Annotated in this window: 18 protein-coding genes and 1 pseudogene; 12 read left to right on the top strand and 7 right to left on the bottom strand. The window is 62.3% G+C overall.

The window, feature by feature from the left end:
- Positions 1-6: 6 nt before the first annotated feature.
- The gene (locus ACFSUD_RS02225; protein ID WP_386371037.1) at positions 7-825 is read right to left on the bottom strand and encodes a methyltransferase domain-containing protein; all 819 of its coding nucleotides are present in this window, start codon (positions 823-825) and stop codon (positions 7-9) included.
- Between ACFSUD_RS02225 and ACFSUD_RS02220 the strand changes: the two are divergent.
- The 5 genes and pseudogenes from ACFSUD_RS02220 to ACFSUD_RS02200 all read left to right on the top strand — a co-directional run.
- Positions 819-1,034 (top strand): annotated as a pseudogene (locus tag ACFSUD_RS02220) (double zinc ribbon domain-containing protein); the annotation flags it as partial. The gene ACFSUD_RS02225 and the pseudogene ACFSUD_RS02220 overlap by 7 nt on opposite strands.
- Positions 1,035-1,082: 48 nt before the next feature.
- Positions 1,083-1,571 carry a ComF family protein gene (locus tag ACFSUD_RS02215; RefSeq protein ID WP_386371093.1) on the top strand — a complete coding sequence of 163 codons (489 nt, stop codon included), beginning with the start codon at positions 1,083-1,085 and terminating at the stop codon, positions 1,569-1,571.
- A 35-nt stretch (positions 1,572-1,606) separates the two neighbouring features.
- Entirely contained in the window at positions 1,607-1,864 is a 258-nt protein-coding gene (gene grxC / locus ACFSUD_RS02210) for a glutaredoxin 3 (RefSeq protein WP_386371035.1), read from the top strand.
- Positions 1,864-2,694, top strand: a complete 831-nt coding sequence (locus ACFSUD_RS02205; RefSeq protein ID WP_386371033.1) for a carbon-nitrogen hydrolase family protein — start codon at positions 1,864-1,866, stop codon at positions 2,692-2,694. The genes grxC and ACFSUD_RS02205 overlap by 1 nt, the downstream gene beginning before the upstream one ends.
- 10 nt (positions 2,695-2,704) lie before the next feature.
- Positions 2,705-3,148 (top strand): MarR family winged helix-turn-helix transcriptional regulator, encoded by a 444-nt coding sequence (locus tag ACFSUD_RS02200; protein ID WP_386371031.1) that lies wholly within the window; start codon positions 2,705-2,707, stop codon positions 3,146-3,148.
- 53 nt (positions 3,149-3,201) lie between these two features.
- Here the strand turns inward: ACFSUD_RS02200 and ubiG are convergent, their stop codons facing one another.
- The gene (gene ubiG / locus ACFSUD_RS02195) at positions 3,202-3,948 is read right to left on the bottom strand and encodes a bifunctional 2-polyprenyl-6-hydroxyphenol methylase/3-demethylubiquinol 3-O-methyltransferase UbiG (RefSeq protein WP_386371029.1); all 747 of its coding nucleotides are present in this window, start codon (positions 3,946-3,948) and stop codon (positions 3,202-3,204) included.
- A gap of 48 nt (positions 3,949-3,996) precedes the next feature.
- Between ubiG and pip the strand changes: the two genes are divergently transcribed.
- The 6 genes from pip to infB all read left to right on the top strand — a co-directional run bounded on the left by pip (position 3,997) and on the right by infB (position 11,303).
- Positions 3,997-4,968, top strand: a complete 972-nt coding sequence (gene pip, locus ACFSUD_RS02190) for a prolyl aminopeptidase (RefSeq protein ID WP_386371027.1) — start codon at positions 3,997-3,999, stop codon at positions 4,966-4,968.
- Positions 4,965-5,831 (top strand): ABC transporter substrate-binding protein, encoded by an 867-nt coding sequence (locus ACFSUD_RS02185; RefSeq protein ID WP_386371025.1) that lies wholly within the window; start codon positions 4,965-4,967, stop codon positions 5,829-5,831. Before pip ends, ACFSUD_RS02185 begins: the two co-directional genes overlap by 4 nt.
- 137 nt (positions 5,832-5,968) lie before the next feature.
- Complete coding sequence (gene rimP / locus ACFSUD_RS02180) at positions 5,969-6,547, top strand: ribosome maturation factor RimP (protein WP_386371023.1); 579 nt, start codon at positions 5,969-5,971, stop codon at positions 6,545-6,547.
- Positions 6,547-8,172: a transcription termination factor NusA gene (nusA, locus tag ACFSUD_RS02175; RefSeq protein WP_386371022.1), complete on the top strand. Its 1,626-nt coding sequence runs from the start codon at positions 6,547-6,549 to the stop codon at positions 8,170-8,172. The genes rimP and nusA overlap by 1 nt, the downstream gene beginning before the upstream one ends.
- Before the next feature lie 23 nt (positions 8,173-8,195).
- Positions 8,196-8,816, top strand: a complete 621-nt coding sequence (locus tag ACFSUD_RS02170) for an RNA-binding protein (protein WP_386371020.1) — start codon at positions 8,196-8,198, stop codon at positions 8,814-8,816.
- Between the two features lie 9 nt (positions 8,817-8,825).
- On the top strand, positions 8,826-11,303 hold the full coding sequence (infB, locus tag ACFSUD_RS02165) for a translation initiation factor IF-2 (RefSeq protein ID WP_386371018.1): 2,478 nt from the start codon (positions 8,826-8,828) through the stop codon (positions 11,301-11,303).
- Positions 11,304-11,311: 8 nt separating this feature from the next.
- Here the strand turns inward: infB and ACFSUD_RS02160 are convergent, their stop codons facing one another.
- The 5 genes from ACFSUD_RS02160 to ACFSUD_RS02140 all read right to left on the bottom strand — a co-directional run bounded on the left by ACFSUD_RS02160 (position 11,312) and on the right by ACFSUD_RS02140 (position 15,675).
- Positions 11,312-12,118 carry a metallophosphoesterase family protein gene (locus ACFSUD_RS02160; protein WP_386371016.1) on the bottom strand — a complete coding sequence of 269 codons (807 nt, stop codon included), beginning with the start codon at positions 12,116-12,118 and terminating at the stop codon, positions 11,312-11,314.
- A complete protein-coding gene (locus ACFSUD_RS02155) occupies positions 12,115-13,032 on the bottom strand; it encodes a diacylglycerol/lipid kinase family protein (protein WP_386371014.1) in 918 nt (305 codons plus the stop codon). The genes ACFSUD_RS02160 and ACFSUD_RS02155 overlap by 4 nt, the downstream gene beginning before the upstream one ends.
- A 73-nt stretch (positions 13,033-13,105) precedes the next feature.
- Positions 13,106-13,519: a (deoxy)nucleoside triphosphate pyrophosphohydrolase gene (locus tag ACFSUD_RS02150; RefSeq protein WP_386371012.1), complete on the bottom strand. Its 414-nt coding sequence runs from the start codon at positions 13,517-13,519 to the stop codon at positions 13,106-13,108.
- Entirely contained in the window at positions 13,519-14,745 is a 1,227-nt protein-coding gene (argJ, locus tag ACFSUD_RS02145; RefSeq protein WP_386371010.1) for a bifunctional glutamate N-acetyltransferase/amino-acid acetyltransferase ArgJ, read from the bottom strand. The genes ACFSUD_RS02150 and argJ overlap by 1 nt, the downstream gene beginning before the upstream one ends.
- Positions 14,746-14,748: 3 nt before the next feature.
- Entirely contained in the window at positions 14,749-15,675 is a 927-nt protein-coding gene (locus ACFSUD_RS02140; protein WP_386371009.1) for a peptidylprolyl isomerase, read from the bottom strand.
- Positions 15,676-15,850: 175 nt separating this feature from the next.
- On the opposite strand from ACFSUD_RS02140, the gene secA reads away from it, so the two are divergent.
- Positions 15,851-18,556: a preprotein translocase subunit SecA gene (gene secA, locus ACFSUD_RS02135; protein ID WP_386371007.1), complete on the top strand. Its 2,706-nt coding sequence runs from the start codon at positions 15,851-15,853 to the stop codon at positions 18,554-18,556.
- Positions 18,557-18,559 lie beyond the last annotated feature (3 nt).

Genomic DNA, 18,559 nt, shown 5'->3' with positions numbered 1-18,559 from the left:
CCGGGGTCAATTGCGCAACTTTGTCTCATCCGTGCGCAGTGCGTCGGCCAGCCGCTGCTGCGCGGAACCCGGACGCAGCGGTTTCTGCTGGCTCTCGTCCGGTGCCCAGCCTGTCAGGAACACCAGTTCGAATGTCGCGGTAATACGGCCGGTCTGCGTGCCGAAATGCTGTTGATAGAGCGCGGCGGCCTTTGCCAGCACACTGCGGCGTGTCGGATGGCGCAGTCTTCCCTGCAGGGCATTGCCTTCGCCCATTTGCCGCAGGTCCCGCATCAACGCCCATGCATCGGCATATTCGACGTGGAGCGGCACGACGTCAGCCACCGGCAGGGCGTATCCGGCGCGTTGCAGCAACCCCCCAAGGTCGCGCAGCTCAGCCATCGGAGCAATCCGCGGTGAAAGCCCCCCGACGATCTCCGCCTCGGCCTGGGCAAGACAGGCGCGCAACTCATGTAGCGTTTGCCCGCCAAAGGCCGCGCAGAGGAACAGCCCGTCAGCGCGCAGCGCGCGGCGGCACTGGATGAGTTGACCGACCGGGTCATTGGCCCAGTGCAGCGCCATCGCATGGATCGCCAGATCATGAGCGCCCTGTTCGAGCGCCAGCGTCTCCGTGTCGGAGACAACCCGCGCCGAGGGGCATATTCCTGACCATATCCCGGGGAAGCCGGTGATCACGACGGGAGCGGTAAAGGACTTGTTAACCAGTTCCAGCCGATCCTGAACCTCATCCATCGCAGTGCGATGCAGGAACATGCCGGTGTCCTCGGCACGGCTGCGATGTCGCGCGAGAGCCGCGCGGTCGGTCAGGAGGGGCTGTGATGTCATCAGGGCAGTTTAAGGTGCTGGCTCGGGGAGTTCAAACGGCACTTGATCTTATCTACCCGGCGCGCTGCCTGACCTGCGGTGATCTTGTAACCGGAGATTTCGGTCTCTGCGGTCCCTGTTGGCGCGAGACCGGATTTATCGGCGGAACAATCTGCGATAGCTGCGGGGCGCCTCTGCCGGGGACCGCGGGCGAGGCGGCCGAGCATTGCGATGGCTGTCTGTCCGCCCCGCCGCCCTGGCGACAAGGGCGCGCTGCGTTGCTTTACCGGGATACAGCGCGTCGCCTTGTTCTGGCACTGAAATACGGTGATCGTCTCGAAGTTTCCCGCCCGGCCGCGAAATGGATGGCCCGCAGCGCCGCAGATCTGCTATGCGACGATATGCTTGTTGTACCGGTGCCGCTGCACTGGCGTCGTCTGGCGGCTCGCCGTTACAATCAATCCGCGTTGCTGGCCAGTTCGCTGGCACGTGAAACAGGGCTGGCCTGCTGCCTCGACTTGCTGCAACGGCCCCTCAGCACGCCGCCGTTCAAGAAAATGGACTCCGCTGCACGCTTTGCCACGATGCAGGGAGCGATCAGGGTGCGGCCGAAACGACGGCAGCGGATCGTTGGACGCCCGCTGCTGCTGGTCGACGATGTCATGACCTCGGGCGCCACTCTGAGCGCGGCGACCAAAGCCTGCGTCGAGGCCGGATCCGGACCGGTTTGCGTGGTAACACTGGCGCGGGCGGCAAAAGACACCTAAATCCTTTGCAACACGTCGATGCAAAGGACACCGCAATGAAGAATGTCGAAATCTACACCTCGCCGCTCTGCGGCTATTGCCACGCCGCCAAACGGCTTCTGAACCAGAAGGGCGTAAGCTTCGTCGAGGTGGACGTGCTGGAGCAGCCCGAGCGCAAGGCAGAGATGATCCAGCGCGCCAATGGCGGACGCACTGTGCCGCAAATCTTCATCGGCGAGATGCATGTCGGCGGCTCCGACGAATTGCATGCACTGGAGCGCGCGGGCAAGCTCGATGCGTTGCTGGCGGCATGATGAAGGCCGCGCTGCTTCAGCTCAACGTTTCGGATGATCCGGCGGCCAACCTAGCTGGCACGTTGGAGATGCTGCGTGACGCGGCCGGGCAGGGCGCAGAATTCGTGCTCACCCCGGAGGTGACGAACTGCCTTTCGACCAGTCGCGCCCATCAGGACATCGTCCTGCAGCATGAGCGCGACGATGCGACGCTCAAAGCATTGAGCGCGGCTGCCGCCGAACTCGGCACCTGGCTGCTGATCGGCTCGCTTGCGCTGAAGACCGATGCGGCCGACGGTCGATTTGCCAATCGCTCGCTGCTGATTTCACCTGCGGGCGCGGTGGTGGCGCATTATGACAAGATCCACATGTTTGATGTGCAGATATCCCCCGAAGAAACCTTCAGGGAATCCGACGCCTATCGTCCCGGCGAGCAGGCCGTGGTTGCCCATACGCCGTTTGCCCGCATCGGTATGAGCATCTGCTATGATCTGCGCTTTCCGATGCTTTATCAGGCGCTGGCAGATGCCGGGGCCGAGATCCTCACGGTGCCCGCTGCCTTCTCGCCGGTCACCGGCGCGGCACATTGGCATGCGCTGCTGCGCGCCCGGGCCATTGAAACCGGCTGTTTCGTGCTGGCCCCGGCGCAGACCGGCGAACATGCCAGCGCCGCGCACAAGACGCGCAGCACCTATGGGCATAGCCTGGTCGTCGCCCCTTGGGGAGAAGTGTTGCTGGATGCCGGTGAGCGCCCGGGTGTCTACATGTTCGACCTGGACATGGATCAAGTCGGATCGGCCCGGCAGCGGGTGCCCAGCATGGCCAATCGCCGCGCCTTTACCGATCCATGATGGACAAGCAATGAGCGAAGACCGGAATATCCTTGCCATCCTGTTGTTCAGCGAAATGCTTGCCGCGGAACAATCGCTGCGCAACCGGCTGACCCGGGTGTTGCCGAAGGGGATGGAAATTTCGCATTTCTCGGTGCTGAACAACCTCGCGTGGCATGGCGGTGAACGGTCTCCGGCGCAGCTGGCCGAGACGTTCAACGTGACCCGGGGCGCGATGACCAATACGCTGAGCAAGCTCGAATGGGCGGGATATATTCATGTACGCCCTGATTGGGACGATGCCCGGCGCAAGATGGTCGCGATCAGCCCGGCGGGGCGACAGGCCCGCGATGCGGCTGTCGGCGCGATTACCCCGATGATCAATCACGTCGTGGAGGAGCTTGGCGAGGAAAAGGTCCGCGCGACGCTGCCCTTCCTGCGGGCGATCAGGGGGCAGTTGAGCCAGGAGAATTAGGCAGCCTCTGCCGGACTGCCCCTGTTGCAAGGTCGGGGGCTGCGAGCCATTGATTACGCGGGTTTGAGACTCGCGGTCACGTAATTGACGCTGAGATCCCTTTCCGACAGCCGCCAGGACCAGGCCACCGGGTTGAAGACGAAACCCTTGCGGTCCACCGGCTCGAGCCCGGCGTCGCGCAGCAGCTTGAACAGCTCGTCGGGGGTGATGAATTTTGACCATTCATGTGTCCCCTTGGGCAGCCAGCGCATCACATGTTCGGCCCCGATGATCGCCATCATGTAAGATTTCGGATTGCGGTTGATCGTCGAGCAGATGTGTAACCCACCGGGTTTTAGCAAGGCGCGACAGGCAGTCAGGTAATCGATCGGCGAAGCGACATGTTCGACGACTTCCATGTTCAGCACCACGTCGAATTGCTCGCCGTGCGCCGCCAGCGCCTCGGCAGTGGTATGGCGGTAATCGATCGCAAGACCCGATTGTTCGGCATGCACCTGCGCCACCGGGATATTGCCTGCTGCCGCATCAGCGCCCACCACGTCAGCCCCAAGCCGGGCCATCGGCTCGGCGAGCAGCCCGCCGCCGCAGCCGATGTCGAGGAGCCGCAGTCCGGCGAAGGGCGTCTCCGCGTTCAGGTCGCGGTCGAATTCTCCGGCGATCTGACTGGTGATGTAATCCAGCCGACAGGGATTGAGCATATGCAGCGGCTTGAACTTGCCGTTCAGGTCCCACCATTCCGCGGCCATCGCCTCGAACTTCGCGACCTCGGCCGGGTCGATCGTCGTGTGATCCGCTTGCATTTTACTCTCCCTGTGATCTTCTGAGCTGAAACACTATATAGGCCGATGATGGATAAGTTTCCCGATCAAAAACACGCAGTACAATATCTGTATCCGCCGATTGAGCCTTTCGATCAGCGGATGCTTTCGGTGGGTCAGGGGCATCGGGTCTATGTCGAGCAATGCGGCAATCCCGACGGCTTGCCCGTGGTGGTGCTGCATGGCGGTCCCGGCGGCGGGTGCAGCCCGTCCATGCGCCGCTATTTCGATCCGCAGATCTACCGTATCATCCTGTTCGATCAGCGCGGCTGCGGCCGCTCGCGCCCCCATGCAACGGTTGCCGACAACACGACATGGCATCTCGTCGCGGATATCGAGCTGATTCGCAGCACATTGGGGATCGGGGACTGGATCGTCTTCGGCGGCAGCTGGGGCGCCACGCTGGCGCTGATCTATGCCGAGACCCATCCGGACAGGGTGCGGCATTTGGTCCTGCGCGGGGTGTTCCTGATGACCCAGGCCGAGCTCGACTGGTTCTACGGAGGCGGCGCGGGGCGGTTCTGGCCGGAGGTCTGGGCGCGGTTCGTGGGACTGGTGCCGGAGGAGGAGCGCAGTGATCTGGTCAAGGCCTATCACAAGCGCCTGTTCTGCGGCGATCTGGCGACAGAGCAACGGTTCGGGCGCGCCTGGGCTGCCTGGGAAAACGCCCTTGCCTCGATCCATTCGAGCGGCGGTTCCCACGAGGGTCCGAGCGAATATGCCCGCGCTTTCTCCCGTCTCGAAAATCACTATTTCACCCACGGGGGATTTCTCGAGTTCGATGGCCAGATCCTCGCACATGTCGATCGGATCGCGCATATCCCCGGAATCATCGTTCAGGGTCGTTATGACATGATCTGCCCACCTTCGAGCGCTTACGCCCTGTCCGAGAAATGGGGCAATTGCGAATTGCGCATGGTGCGCCATGCCGGTCATGCGCTCTCGGAACCCGGGATCAGCGCCGAGCTGGTCCGGGCCATGGACAGGATCGCCAAGTTATGAGCCGTCGCGCCGCGTCATTCGAACGGCGGACGCTGTTCAGCATGGGCGCTGCCGCGGCGCTGCTGGCCGCGACTGGTGTCTCGGCGGCCGGATTGCCCCGACGCGGCGGACGGCTGCGGCTGGCATTGTCCGGCGCAAGGCGCGATGATGATTGGCAGCGGGGCGATGGGCTGTTCATGCAGGTCGCCCGGCAGGGGCTTATCTTCGACACGCTGACCGAGATTGCGGCCGACGGCACCCTGCGCGGTGAACTTGCGACCGGCTGGCAGGCCAGTGCCGATGCGCAGAGCTGGCTGTTCGAGCTGCGCCGCGGCGTGACCTTTCATGACGGTCGGCCCCTTCGTGTCGAAGACGCGATTGCCAGCCTCGCCCCCGGCCTTGATAAGAATGCGATACTACTGCGTGACGGAGAGAGCCGTTTGCGGATCACCCTTCCGGCGCCTGACCCAAGCCTGCCTTTCCGGCTTGCCGCGCCGGATTATGTGATTCGCCCCGCCGCTGCGCCGGGGAGCGGTATTGGCACGGGGCTTTATCGGCTCGCACATTTCGCCCCCGGTCAGCAGATTTTGAGCGAACGCGTCGCGCAGCATTACAAGGGCCAGAATGTCGGATGGTTCGACGAGGTCGAACTGGTCTCGATTCCATCGGAGCCGGTGCGGGCGCAGGCGCTGGGCGAATACATGGTCGATGCTGTGGATCTGAGCGATCCTGCGCTGTTGGGGCCGCGTCAGGACGTGATGTTGCTGCCGGACGCACAGGGCGCGATGCAGGCGGTTTCTGGGGCGCTCGGAATACCAGCCAATGTCGGACGCAGCCGTCCACTCGACGACCTGCGCGCGCCTGAGCGCTGGTGGTTTTCCTGAAGGGGTTGCAGACTCGGGGCTCGAAGCGTATATGGCTATCAACAGCGGCGCTTTCGGGTCCAAACCGAAGGTTCCACCGATCTTGAACACGGGCCGCGCGCCCGTTTTTTTGTGCCTGACGGAAGGCTGACAAATTCATGACAAACGATCTGATCGCCAAAGCCGCCATCGACCGTCGCCTCGCCGAGATCATCACCCCGGTGATCGAGGATATGGGATTCGAGCTGGTCCGTGTCCGACTGATGTCCGGCAAGTCCACCATCCTGCAGATCATGGCCGACAAACCCGAAGGCGGGATCGAGGTCGATGATTGCGCACAGATCAGCCAGGCCGTCGGCGCGGTGCTCGATGTCGAGGACCCGATCCTCGACGAATATGCGCTCGAGGTTTCAAGTCCGGGTATCGACAGACCGCTGACGCGGCTGAAGGATTTCGAGATGTTCGAAGGCTATGAAGCCAAGATCGAGACGACCGAGTTGATCGACGGACGCCGCCGCTTCAAGGGCGAGTTGGCGGGAGTCGAGGGCGATGAAGTGCTGATCAATGTCGAGGAAGGCACGATTGGCCTGAGATTTGACTGGCTGAGCGATGCCAAGCTGGTGCTGACTGACGAGCTGATCAAGGAAATGCTGCGCCAGCGCAAGGCGTCCGGTGCAATTGACGATTCCAATTTCGATGAGATCCAGACCGATGAGTCTGCTGAGGGAGAAGACTGATGGCCATTACATCCGCCAACCAGCTTGAGCTGCTGCAAACCGCCGAGGCCGTGGCGCGCGAGAAGATGATCGACCCCGGCCTGGTCGTCGAAGCGATGGAAGAATCGCTCGCCCGGGCGGCCAAGTCCCGCTACGGCGCCGAGATGGACATCCGTGTCAGCATCGACCGCAAGACCGGTCGCGCCACCTTCACCCGCGTGCGCACCGTGGTCGAGGATGAAGAGCTGGAGAATTATCAGGCCGAGTTCACTGTGGAGCAGGCCAAGCAATACATGGCCGATCCGAAGGTCGGCGACACTTTCGTCGAGGAAGTGCCGCCCGTCGAGATGGGGCGTATTGCCGCGCAGGCAGCCAAGCAGGTGATCCTGCAAAAGGTCCGCGAAGCCGAGCGCGATCGCCAGTACGAGGAGTTCAAGGATCGCGCCGGCACGATCATCAACGGTCTGGTCAAGCGCGAGGAATACGGCAACGTCATCGTCGATGTCGGCGCTGGCGAAGCGATCCTGCGCCGCAACGAGAAGATCGGCCGCGAAAGCTATCGCCCGAACGACCGTATCCGCGTCTACATCAAGGACGTGCGCCGCGAGCAGCGTGGCCCGCAGATCTTCCTGAGCCGTACCGCACCCGAGTTCATGGCCGAGCTGTTCAAGATGGAAGTGCCGGAAATCTATGACGGTATCATCGAGATCAAGGCCGTGGCCCGTGATCCGGGTTCGCGTGCCAAGATCGCCGTGATCTCCTATGATGGCTCGATCGACCCTGTCGGAGCCTGCGTCGGTATGCGGGGCTCCCGCGTGCAGGCTGTGGTGAACGAGCTGCAAGGCGAAAAGATCGACATCATTCCGTGGAATGAAGACCAGCCGACCTTCCTCGTGAACGCGCTGCAGCCGGCCGAGGTTTCAAAGGTGGTCCTGGACGAAGAAGCGGGCAAGATCGAAGTTGTCGTGCCTGAGGAGCAGCTGTCGCTCGCTATTGGCCGTCGCGGTCAGAACGTGCGTCTGGCCAGCCAGCTCACCGGTCTGGACATTGACATCATGACCGAAGAGCAGGAAAGCCAGCGTCGTCAGGCCGAATTCGAACTGCGCACCAAGCTGTTCATGGACAATCTCGATCTGGACGAATTCTTCGCCCAGCTGCTGGTTTCCGAAGGCTTCACCAACCTTGAAGAGGTTGCCTATGTCGAGCTTGACGAACTGCTGGTGATCGACGGGGTCGATGAAGGCACCGCCGGCGAGCTGCAGGCCCGCGCACGCGATGTGCTTGAGGCGCAGAACAAGGCGGCTCTCGAAAACGCCCGCGCGCTGGGGGTCGAGGACAGTCTGGTTGACTTCGAGGGGCTCACCCCCCAGATGATAGAGGCGCTGGCGAAGGATGACGTCAAGACTCTGGAAGATTTCGCGACCTGCGCGGACTGGGAGCTGGCAGGCGGCTGGACCACGGTGAACGGTGAACGGGTCAAGGACGACGGCGCGCTGGAACCGTTCGACATTTCGCTAGAAGAGGCGCAGAATATGATCATGACGGCCCGCGTGATGCTGGGTTGGGTCGATCCTGAAGAACTGGAAGCGGAAGCGGCTGAAGATGACGCCGCCGAAGGGGATGTGTCCGAGGAGGCCGAGGCCTGATCGCAGGGCTCGGGGTGAACCGGATGGGACACAACGGCGATTCCGACGACCGCAAGATCGGTCCAGAGCGCAAGTGTATTGCCACGGGCGAGGTGCAACCAAAGCATGGGTTGCTCCGTTTCGTGGTCGGTCCCGAAGGGCAGCTGGTGCCGGATATTCTCGGCAAGTTGCCGGGACGCGGTATATATGTCGCGGCAGAGCGCGGAGCGCTGGAACTGGCGGTGAAGAAGAACCTGTTCTCCCGGTCCGCCAAGCAGCCGGTCAAGTTGCCGGATGGTCTGGTTGAAGAGGTCGAAAGACAATTGGCGCGACGCGTGGTCGATCTGATTTCGCTGCAGCGCAAGGCAGGCAAGGCCGTGGCCGGCTATGAAAAGGTCAAGAGCTGGCTGCAGATGGAAGAGGCCGAAGTTCTGATTCAGGCGGTGGACGGATCGGGGCGTGGCAAGTCGAAGTTGAGCACGCCGCATTATGGCAGCTACATCGGCTGGCTGACGGCAGATGAATTGGGTTTGGCATTCGGACGCCAAACTGTGATACATGGGGCGCTCGCCTCTGGTGGACTCACGCAACGTGTTGTAGAGGAAGCCCGACGGTTAAAAGGCGTGCGCGTAAACGAGGGTGGCAAGGGCCATCCGAAAGGATAGACGAGCTTCATGAGCGATAGTGACGGCAAGAAAACATTGGGTCTGCGCGGCAGCGGCGCGCGTCCGGGAAATGTAAAGCAGAGCTTTAGCCACGGGCGGACCAAGAACGTCGTGGTCGAAACCAAACGTAAACGCGTTGTGGTCCCCAAGCCGGGCGGCCAGAAACCTTCCGGCCCGGGCGCCGGACCGATTGGCGATCCCAAGAAGCGTCCCGCCGGGATCACCGATGCCGAGATGGAACGTCGTCTGAAAGCGGTTCAGGCCGCCAAGGCCCGTGAAGCAGAGGAAGCCGCGGCTCGCGAAGCCGAAGAAAAGGCCCGTGCCGAGGAGCGCGAACGGCGTCGCGCCGAAGTCGAGGCCAAGGAGGCTGAAGAGCGCGCGCGCGAGGAAAGCCTCAAGGCGAAGGCTGAGGAAGACGCACGTCGTCAGCGCGAGGCCGAAGCCGCCGCGCAGGCCGCTGCCGCGCCCGCGGCCCCGACCGAGACACGCTCACCCGCGGCCAACAAGTCTGCGCCAGCCACGCCCGCCCGCAAGACCGAGCGCGAGCGCGAGGACACCAGCAAGCGCAGCAAGGGTGGTGACAACCGCCGTTCAGGCAAGCTGACAGTGAATCAAGCCCTGGCCGGAGGCGAAGGCGGACGGCAACGCTCCATGGCGCAGATGAAGCGCAAGCAGGAACGTGCCCGTCAGAAGGCGATGGGTGGCAATGTCGAGCGCGAGAAGATCGTGCGCAATGTGAATCTGCCCGAGGCGATCGTCGTTTCCGAACTGGCGAACCGGATGGCCGAGCGGGTTGCCGAGGTCGTCAAGTCCCTGATGAAGATGGGCATGATGGTCACGCAGAACCAGACCATCGATGCGGACACCGCCGAACTGATCATCGAGGAATTCGGTCACAAGGTTGTCCGGGTGTCGGATTCCGATGTTGAGGACGTGATCAAGGAAGTCGAGGATGACGCGAAGGATCTGATCCCGCGCCCGCCGGTGATCACGATCATGGGTCACGTCGACCACGGCAAGACCTCGCTGCTGGACGCAATCCGCAACGCCAAAGTCGTTGCCGGGGAAGCCGGGGGCATTACCCAGCATATCGGCGCCTATCAGGTCACTGCGGATAATGGTGCGGTCCTGTCGTTCCTCGACACGCCAGGCCACGCGGCTTTCACTTCAATGCGCTCCCGCGGTGCCCAGGTCACCGATATCGTGGTGCTGGTCGTGGCGGCGGATGATGCCGTGATGCCCCAGACCATCGAGGCGATCAATCATGCCAAGGCCGCCAAGGTGCCGATGATCGTGGCGATCAACAAGATCGACAAACCCGCCGCCAATGCGGACAAGGTGCGTACCGATCTGCTGCAGCATGAGGTGATCGTCGAGAAGATGTCCGGCGACGTGCAGGATGTCGAAGTTTCCGCGGTCACCGGAAAGGGGCTCGACGAACTGCTCGAAGCAATTGCGCTGCAGGCCGAGATCCTTGAGCTCAAGGCGAACCCGAACCGCGCCGCCGTTGGTGCCGTGATCGAGGCACAGCTCGATGTGGGCCGTGGTCCGGTCGCGACCGTGCTGGTACAGAACGGCACATTGCGCCAGGGCGACATCTTCGTTGTCGGGGAGCAGTATGGCAAGGTTCGCGCGCTGATCAACGATCAGGGTGAACGTGTCAAGGAAGCCGGTCCCTCGGTGCCGGTCGAAGTGCTCGGTCTCAACGGGACGCCGGAGGCCGGCGACGTGCTGAACGTCACCGATACCGAAGCGCAGGCCCGCGAGATCGCCGAATACCGTGCCAATGCCGCGAAGGACAAACGCGCGGCGGCCGGTGCGGCTACGACGCTCGAACAGCTCATGGCCAATGCCAAGGCGGACAAGGATGTGAGCGAATTGCCCATCCTGCTGAAGGCCGACGTGCAGGGTTCTGCCGAAGCAATCGTGCAGGCGATGGAAAAGATTGGCAACGATGAGGTCCGTGTCCGCGTGCTGCACTCGGGCGTCGGTGCGATCACCGAGACCGATGTCGGCCTGGCGGAGGCTTCCGGCGCGCCGATCATGGGGTTCAACGTCCGTGCCAATGCCTCGGCCCGTAACACGGCCAACCAGAAGGGTGTGGAGATCCGCTACTACTCGATCATCTACGACCTCGTGGATGACGTGAAAGCAGCGGCTTCCGGTCTGCTCAGTGCCGAGATCAAGGAGCACTTCATTGGCTATGCCAATATCAAGGAAGTGTTCAAGGTTACCGGCGTGGGCAAGGTTGCCGGCTGTCTGGTCACCGAAGGCACGGCGCGCCGCTCTGCCGGTGTGCGCTTGCTGCGCGACAACGTCGTGATCCACGAAGGCACGCTGAAGACACTGAAGCGCTTCAAGGACGAAGTGGCGGAGGTTCAGTCCGGTCAGGAATGCGGCATGGCCTTCGAGAACTACGATGACATCCGCCCCGGCGATGTGATCGAGATTTTCGAGCGCGAGGAAGTGACCCGAACACTCGCCTGATCCGACGGCTAGTCGAGAAATCTGCCAGAGACCCGGTCGAAGTGCCGGGTCTCTGTGTTTGTGAAGCTATGCGTCGCATCGTCGAAGCTGATCCGCGCGATGGTGAAACGCTCCGGCGCGATATCGATCACATTGTAGTCGTTCGGCTCTCCCCGTACCCGCGATGACAGGCTCGTCCCGGCATGGATCTGGATCGCATTCGCTTGGCCGCCGTCGCTGGCTCTATGGGCGAAGGCCCCGGCGTGCCAGACATGGAGATGCCCGGAAAGGATCATGTCTGCACCGCAATCGATCAGGGTCTCCAGCGCTTGCTCGGCGCCCGGTATCGGCTTCTTCTTGGTGGTGTTGGGATGGTTTAGCGGGTGATGCGCCACGATCACCTTGGCCATCCCCGGCTCGGCCTGACGCAGCGCCGCGCAGGCCCGGCGCGCGCGGCTATGGCTCAGCCGCCCGGTCTGCCAGCGGAAGCGATCCACGGTATTGACCCCGACAACCAGACAATCGGCGCGGCGATGCACCGGTGTAAGATCGCTGTCGATCCAGCGCTTGTAATAGCGCCATGGCCAGAGAAAGCGGGTTGCCGGTCGATGCACGGGAATATCGTGATTGCCCGGAACGCTCAGTACGGGCGCTTCTATCCGATCGACGAAGGCGCGTGCGGCGCGATATTCGCGCTCGCGGGCTCGCTGGGTAAGGTCGCCCGAGATCGCCACCAGATCGGGACGGCTTTCGTTTACGCTGCCCAACAGGGGTTCGAGCAGATCGGCACGATCCTTGCCGAAATGCAAATCGGAGAGGTGAATAAGACGACTCATCGCACACGGCCCTGATAATCCGCCGGGACGAAAACCGTCAACGCATCGGGCAGAATCCGAAGCCGGAACGGACCGCGCATCCGTTCCAGCTCGCCATCGCGCGCCACATGTTTGCGCCGATGGCGCAGGTCTATCTCGATTTCGTCTCCGCAGAGCATTTCGTAGTTTGTCTCCTCTTTCGCAATTCCCAGGGCCAGCGCGAAGGCATGGCGGAACAGCCCCCAGCGATTGGCCGGAGGGGCAATCAGCAGCACCATCTTGCCTTGCTCAATGCATTCGCGCCCGCCGAGCCCCATCTGGTCAAGCTGGAACGCGTTGTTGATGGCAAAGATCAGCGGCGTACGGAAACGGCGGGTCTGGCCCGAGAGTGTCACCCTCAGGTTCAGCGGCGCCCGGAAACTCGCCAGAGCCTTCAGAACCGACCAATAGGCTGCCAGCCGACTGCGCCCCCAGCGGTGATAGATCCCTTCGCGGGTCTTGAGAATGGCCGCATAGGCGCCGATGCTGGTATTGTTCAGAAATATACGGTCATTGATTGCCGCGACGTTGAGCCGTTCGACCCGCCCTGCGGCGATAACGGCCACAGCGTCGGGAATGTTTTGAGGCAACCCCAGCGATCTGCCGAAATAATTGAACGTGCCCGTCGGAATGATCCCCATTTCCCGGTCGCTGCCGCTCAATACGGAGGCGACGCCGCAGATCGTCCCGTCGCCTCCGGCTACCACGATCTGCTTGATATCGAGCGACAGCGCCTTCTTGGCAGCGGCGGCAACATCCCGGTCCGGACCGATCTCGATCAGGGCGACCGCAATGCCGTGAACGGCAAAGGCGGCAGAAATCTCCGCCGCCCGATCCGTGCCATTGTCGGCCCCGGAATGCTGATTGAGGATCAGCGCTACCTGTTTGATCAGCATTGTCGCCCCTGTACTGCTTCGGGGGCTCAACGCGGCCGCGGCCTTTCGGTTCGCAGCTCACCGTGGCTTTGGTTCAGAGCCAGTCCCGCAGGACCGCGATCAGCGGAATATCGGCGGCCGGCATCGGATAATCGCGCATCTGGTTCGGGCGCAGCCATCTCAGGGTCTGCCCCTCCCGCGACATCGGTGTGCCCTGCCATTTGCGGCAGGCATAGAGCGGCATCAGCAGGTGGAAATCCTGATAGCTATGGCTGGCAAAGGTCAGGGGCGCCAGGCAGGAGGCCCAGGTATCGATGCCGAGTTCCTCATGCAATTCGCGGATCAGGGCGGCTTCGGGTGTCTCTCCCGCTTCGACCTTGCCGCCGGGAAATTCCCAGAGCCCGGCCATCGCCTTCCCCTCCGGGCGCTGCGCGAGCAGCACCCGGCCATCGACGTCGATCAGCGCCACGGCCGATACCAGCACGACCTTCTTTATCGGGTCAGTCATCAGGAGCGGTAATCGGCGTTGATCTCGATATAACCATGGGTGAGGTCACAGGTCCACACGGTCGCTGTTCCCTCGCCCAGGCCAAGATCGACACTGATGAGGATTTCCTGACTCTTCATATGCGCTGCCGCGGCCTCTTCCGAGTATGCCGGACTGCGCCAGCCGTCCTTGGCAACCTCTACGTCGCCGAAGCGGATCGACAGGCGGTCGCGGTCGGCGGCGGCGCCGGATTTGCCGATCGCCATCACCACGCGACCCCAGTTCGGGTCCTCGCCGGCCACGGCGGTCTTGATCAGCGGTGAATTGGCGATAGCCATGGCATGGGTCCTCGCGTCGTCGTCGCTGGCGGCGCCGCTGATCGTAACCTCTACGAACTTGCTCGCCCCCTCGCCGTCGCGCACCACCTGATGGGCGAGGTCGCGCATCAGGTCATGCAAGGCGGTGTTGAAGGCGGCGCTGTCGCTCACATCGACGCCCGAGGCGCCCGTCGCGGCCACCAGCAGGCTGTCCGAGGTCGAGGTGTCGCTATCCACGGTGATGCAGTTGAAGGTCCGGTCGCAATGTTCCGAGACCATGCGTTGCAATGCCACCTGATCCGCCTTGGCATCGGTGAAAATATAGACGAGCATCGTCGCCATGTCCGGTGCGATCATGCCCGACCCTTTGGCGATCCCGGCGATACGGACCTTCTGACCGTCCACATCGATCTCCGCCCCGGCCCCCTTGGGGAAGGTGTCGGTGGTCATGATCGCCTTGGCGGCTGCGGCGATGCCTTCTGCATTCTGTCCTGCGGCGAGATCGCCGAGCGCGGCAGTGATCCTGTTATAGGGTAGGGGCTCACCGATCACCCCGGTTGAGGAGGTAAAGACACGTGCCTGCGGTACCCCGGTCGCCTGCGCCACGGCGGCAGTGATCGCTGAAACCGCATCGACGCCGCCCTGACCGGTGAAGGCATTGGCATTGCCGGAATTAACCAGGATCGCGGCGCCTTCTTCGGCAATGCCGCCGAGCTTCGCCTGGCAATCCAGCACGGGGGCCGCGCGGGTGGCCGAGCGCGTGAACGCTCCGGCCATCGCAGTGCCTGGCGCCAGAAGCGCCAGCATCACATCGGTGCGACCCTGATATTTGACCCCGGCGGCAGCGGTGGCGAAAGTCACCCCCGCAATCACCGGAAGGTCAGGAAAGGCAGCCGGAGCCAGCGGCGACACGGCGAGCGACTTGCCCATGGATCACTCCAGCATTTCGATATTGGTGAGGATCGAGGGATCGATCGTCGACGCGGCTTCCTTGTCGACATCCGCGGCTTCGGTCAGCTCTTCGATATGCGATTGCACGCGGGTCTGCCGGACCTGCATCTCAAGCTCGTCACGCACCTCGTCTAGCGCCGGAGCCTCGGACTTGCGGGTTTCATTGAGCTTGATGACATGCCAGCCGAACTGGGTCTCGACCGGGGCGGAGATTGCACCGACCTCCATGTCCATCACCGCTTCCTCGAAGCTCGGGACCATCGAGCCCGGGCCGAACCAACCCAGCGATCCGCCCCCGGGGCCGGAAGGCCCGGTCGATTTCTCGCGCGCCACGGCTGCAAAATCGGCTCCCTCGTCGAGCTCCTTCTTGATCGCCTTGGCCTCTTCCTCGCTTTCTACCAGGATATGCGAGGCATTGTATTCGTCGCTCGGCTCCACGCTGGCATATTGCTCGTCATAGGCGGCCTGCAGGTCGGCGTCGCTGATTTCTGCATTCATCACCCCTTCGATCACCTCACCGGCGGTCAGGGAGCGTGTCTCGTTGTCGAGTGACAATTTCACGCGCGGCGGCAGTTCGCCGGTGAATTGCTCGGCCAGCGCGGTCTGCTGGATGAGCTGATCGAGAATGCCGGTGAACAACACTTCCGCGGGCAGTTGTTGGTACTGCTCAGGCAGGCGTGCGCGCGCCACCATCATGTGACCGAGCGTGATTTCGGTCCCGTTCACCGTGGCAACGACGGTGTCGATCGTCGCATCGCCGGTCGTTCCGGCGCCGCTTTCCGTGTTCGTTTCGGCTTCTGCCGCTGTCTCATCCTGCGGCGCTTCCGATGGGGTTTCCTGAGCGAAGGCGGGGAGGGCGAAGCTGGCGGCGAATGCCAGCGGCGCGAGATATGTGAGGTGTCTTTGCATGGATCGATCCTAACGCTTCGCTCGTAGCGGGCTGCTACATTGACTAAGTTTGGCATGGCCCTTACATCGCCCTATGGGCGCGGCTCGGGCGCCGGTTCACCGTCTTATCTAGGGGGTGGCACCTTTCTGGGCAAGCAGATCGGCGCAAGACATCACAACTTCGGCTGGAGATTACATGCTGGGTATCGGTACAATCGCAAAAAAGGTCTTCGGCACGCCGAATGACCGGAAAATCAAGGCGACCCGCCCGCTGGTCGAGAAGATCAACGCGCTGGAGCCCGAGTTCGAGAAGCTCAGCGATGACGATCTGAAGCAGAAGACCCAGGAGTTCCGCGAGCGTGTCGAAGGCGGTGAAAGCCTCGATCACCTGCTGCCAGAAGCCTTCGCCAACTGCCGCGAAGCCGCGCGCCGGACCCTTGGACTGCGTGCCTTCGATACCCAGCTTCTGGGCGGGATATTCCTCCATCAGGGCAACATTGCCGAACAGAAGACCGGTGAAGGCAAGACCCTGACCGCGACATTCGCCGCCTATCTCAACGCGCTGACCGGCAAAGGCGTGCACATCGTTACCGTCAACGAATATCTTGCCAAGCGTGACGCCGAATGGATGGGCAAGGTCTTTGCCGCACTCGGGCTGACTTCGGGCGTGGCATGGTCGGGCATGCCCGAAGAGGCCAAGCGCGCCGCCTATGCCAGTGATATCACCTATGCGACAAACAACGAGCTCGGGTTCGACTATCTGCGCGACAACATGAAGTCCGAGCTCAGCCAGATCATGCAGAAGCATCATAACTTCGCGATCGTCGACGAGGTGGATTCCATCCTGATCGACGAGGCGCGGACGCCGCTGATCATCTCCGGCCCGGCGCAGGACCGTTCAGAGATGTACGAGGTGATCGACAAGGTGATCCCGCTGCTGCAGCCCGATCACTATGAGCTCGACGAGAAGACACGCAACGTGACCTTCACCGACGAGGGCAATGAGTTTCTCGAAGAGCAACTGCGCGCGCGTTCGCTGCTCGAAGAAGGTCAGACGCTCTATGACCCGGAAAGCACGTCGATCGTGCATCACGTCAACCAGGGTCTGCGCGCTCACAAGCTGTTCCTGCGCGACAAGGATTACATCGTCCGCGATGGCGAGGTCATGCTGATCGATGAATTCACCGGCCGGATGATGCAGGGCCGCCGCCTGTCTGACGGTCTGCACCAGGCGATCGAAGCCAAGGAAGGCGTCAAGATCGCGCCGGAGAACGTGACGCTGGCCAGCGTCACCTTCCAGAACTACTTCCGGCTCTATGACAAGCTCGCCGGGATGACCGGTACGGCGCTGACCGAGGCCGAGGAATTCGCGGAGATCTACGGTCTCGGCGTGGTAGAAGTGCCGACCAACCTGCCGATCCAACGGGTCGACGAAGACGATCAGGTCTATCGCACTGCGACCGAGAAATACGAGGCGATGATCGAGCAGGTCAAGGAGGCCAATGCCAAGGGCCAGCCGGTTCTCGTCGGCACCACCTCCATCGAAAAATCGGAGATGCTGAGCCAGTTGCTGACCCAGGCCGGGATCACGCACAATGTGCTCAACGCGCGCCAGCACGAGCAGGAAGCGCAGATCGTCGCCGATGCGGGCAAGTTCGGCGCCGTAACCATCGCCACCAACATGGCCGGTCGCGGGACGGACATCCAGCTTGGCGGCAATGTCGAGATGAAGGTTCTCGAAGCGCTGAGCGCCGATCCAGAGGCGGATCCGGTGGCGATCCGCCAGCGTATCGAGGCGGAACATGCCGACGAGAAGCAGAAGGTGCTCGAGGCCGGCGGGCTCTATGTGCTGGCTTCCGAACGCCATGAAAGCCGCCGCATCGATAACCAGCTGCGCGGCCGTTCGGGCCGTCAGGGCGACCCGGGCCGCTCGTCATTCTTCCTGTCACTGGAAGACGATCTGATGCGGATCTTCGGGTCGGAACGTCTCGAAAAGGTGCTGACTACACTCGGCCTCAAGGAAGGCGAGGCGATCATCCATCCTTGGGTTAACAAGTCGCTCGAACGCGCCCAGGCGAAGGTCGAAGGGCGCAACTTCGACACGCGCAAACAGCTGCTGAAATTCGACGACGTAATGAACGAGCAGCGCAAGGTGATCTTCGGCCAGCGCCGTGACATCATGGAAGCCGCAGATCTCAACGAAATCGTAACCGACATGCGCGAACAGGTGATCGACGACCTGATCGACACCTATATGCCCCCGCGCACCTATGCCGATCAGTGGAACACCCAGGGCTTCTATGCAGCAGTGATCGAGCAACTCAATATCGATGTGCCGGTGATCGAATGGTGCGAAGAGGACGGTGCCGATGACGAGGTGATCCGCGAGCGTCTCAACGCCGCGGCCGACAAGATGATGACGGAGAAGACCGAGGCCTTTGGCGCCGAGAACATGCGCAACATCGAGAAGCAGGTCTTGTTGCAGGCGATCGACGGCAAGTGGCGCGACCATCTGCTCATGCTCGAACATCTTCGCTCGGTGGTGGGATTCCGCGGCTATGCACAGCGCGATCCGCTCAACGAATACAAGAACGAGTCCTTCCAGCTTTTCGAGAGCATGCTAGACTCGCTGCGCGCCGAAGTGACCCAGAAACTCGCGCAGGTCCGCCCGATGACCGAAGATGAACAGCGCGCCATGATCGAGGAGATGACCACCCGTCAGGCCGCGATGCAGGCTGCGGTCGATGCGGCAGCTGAAAAAAACCAGGCCGCCAAGGAAAAAGGCATCGGTGGCGGTTTCGTCGAGCAGGATCCCTCAACCTGGGGCAATCCCGCGCGCAATGACGACTGCCCCTGTGGCTCCGGCAAGAAGTTCAAACATTGTCACGGCCGGCTGGCCTGAGCC

Source organism: Sulfitobacter aestuarii, assembly GCF_042685005.1.
Taxonomy (GTDB): Bacteria; Pseudomonadota; Alphaproteobacteria; order Rhodobacterales; family Rhodobacteraceae; genus Sulfitobacter; species Sulfitobacter aestuarii.
The sequence above is the reverse complement of the archived record's forward strand: the minus strand, read 5'-3'. Positions and strand labels throughout refer to the sequence as shown.

Coding starts and splice junctions, on each gene's coding strand:
- ACFSUD_RS02225 (WP_386371037.1), bottom strand. CDS start 825: ATGACATCACAGCCCCTCCTGACCGACCGCGCGGCTCTCGCGCGACAT.
- grxC (WP_386371035.1), top strand. CDS start 1,607: ATGAAGAATGTCGAAATCTACACCTCGCCGCTCTGCGGCTATTGCCAC.
- ACFSUD_RS02205 (WP_386371033.1), top strand. CDS start 1,864: ATGAAGGCCGCGCTGCTTCAGCTCAACGTTTCGGATGATCCGGCGGCC.
- ACFSUD_RS02200 (WP_386371031.1), top strand. CDS start 2,705: ATGAGCGAAGACCGGAATATCCTTGCCATCCTGTTGTTCAGCGAAATG.
- ubiG (WP_386371029.1), bottom strand. CDS start 3,948: ATGCAAGCGGATCACACGACGATCGACCCGGCCGAGGTCGCGAAGTTC.
- pip (WP_386371027.1), top strand. CDS start 3,997: ATGGATAAGTTTCCCGATCAAAAACACGCAGTACAATATCTGTATCCG.
- ACFSUD_RS02185 (WP_386371025.1), top strand. CDS start 4,965: ATGAGCCGTCGCGCCGCGTCATTCGAACGGCGGACGCTGTTCAGCATG.
- rimP (WP_386371023.1), top strand. CDS start 5,969: ATGACAAACGATCTGATCGCCAAAGCCGCCATCGACCGTCGCCTCGCC.
- nusA (WP_386371022.1), top strand. CDS start 6,547: ATGGCCATTACATCCGCCAACCAGCTTGAGCTGCTGCAAACCGCCGAG.
- ACFSUD_RS02170 (WP_386371020.1), top strand. CDS start 8,196: ATGGGACACAACGGCGATTCCGACGACCGCAAGATCGGTCCAGAGCGC.
- infB (WP_386371018.1), top strand. CDS start 8,826: ATGAGCGATAGTGACGGCAAGAAAACATTGGGTCTGCGCGGCAGCGGC.
- ACFSUD_RS02160 (WP_386371016.1), bottom strand. CDS start 12,118: ATGAGTCGTCTTATTCACCTCTCCGATTTGCATTTCGGCAAGGATCGT.
- ACFSUD_RS02155 (WP_386371014.1), bottom strand. CDS start 13,032: ATGCTGATCAAACAGGTAGCGCTGATCCTCAATCAGCATTCCGGGGCC.
- ACFSUD_RS02150 (WP_386371012.1), bottom strand. CDS start 13,519: ATGACTGACCCGATAAAGAAGGTCGTGCTGGTATCGGCCGTGGCGCTG.
- argJ (WP_386371010.1), bottom strand. CDS start 14,745: ATGGGCAAGTCGCTCGCCGTGTCGCCGCTGGCTCCGGCTGCCTTTCCT.
- ACFSUD_RS02140 (WP_386371009.1), bottom strand. CDS start 15,675: ATGCAAAGACACCTCACATATCTCGCGCCGCTGGCATTCGCCGCCAGC.
- secA (WP_386371007.1), top strand. CDS start 15,851: ATGCTGGGTATCGGTACAATCGCAAAAAAGGTCTTCGGCACGCCGAAT.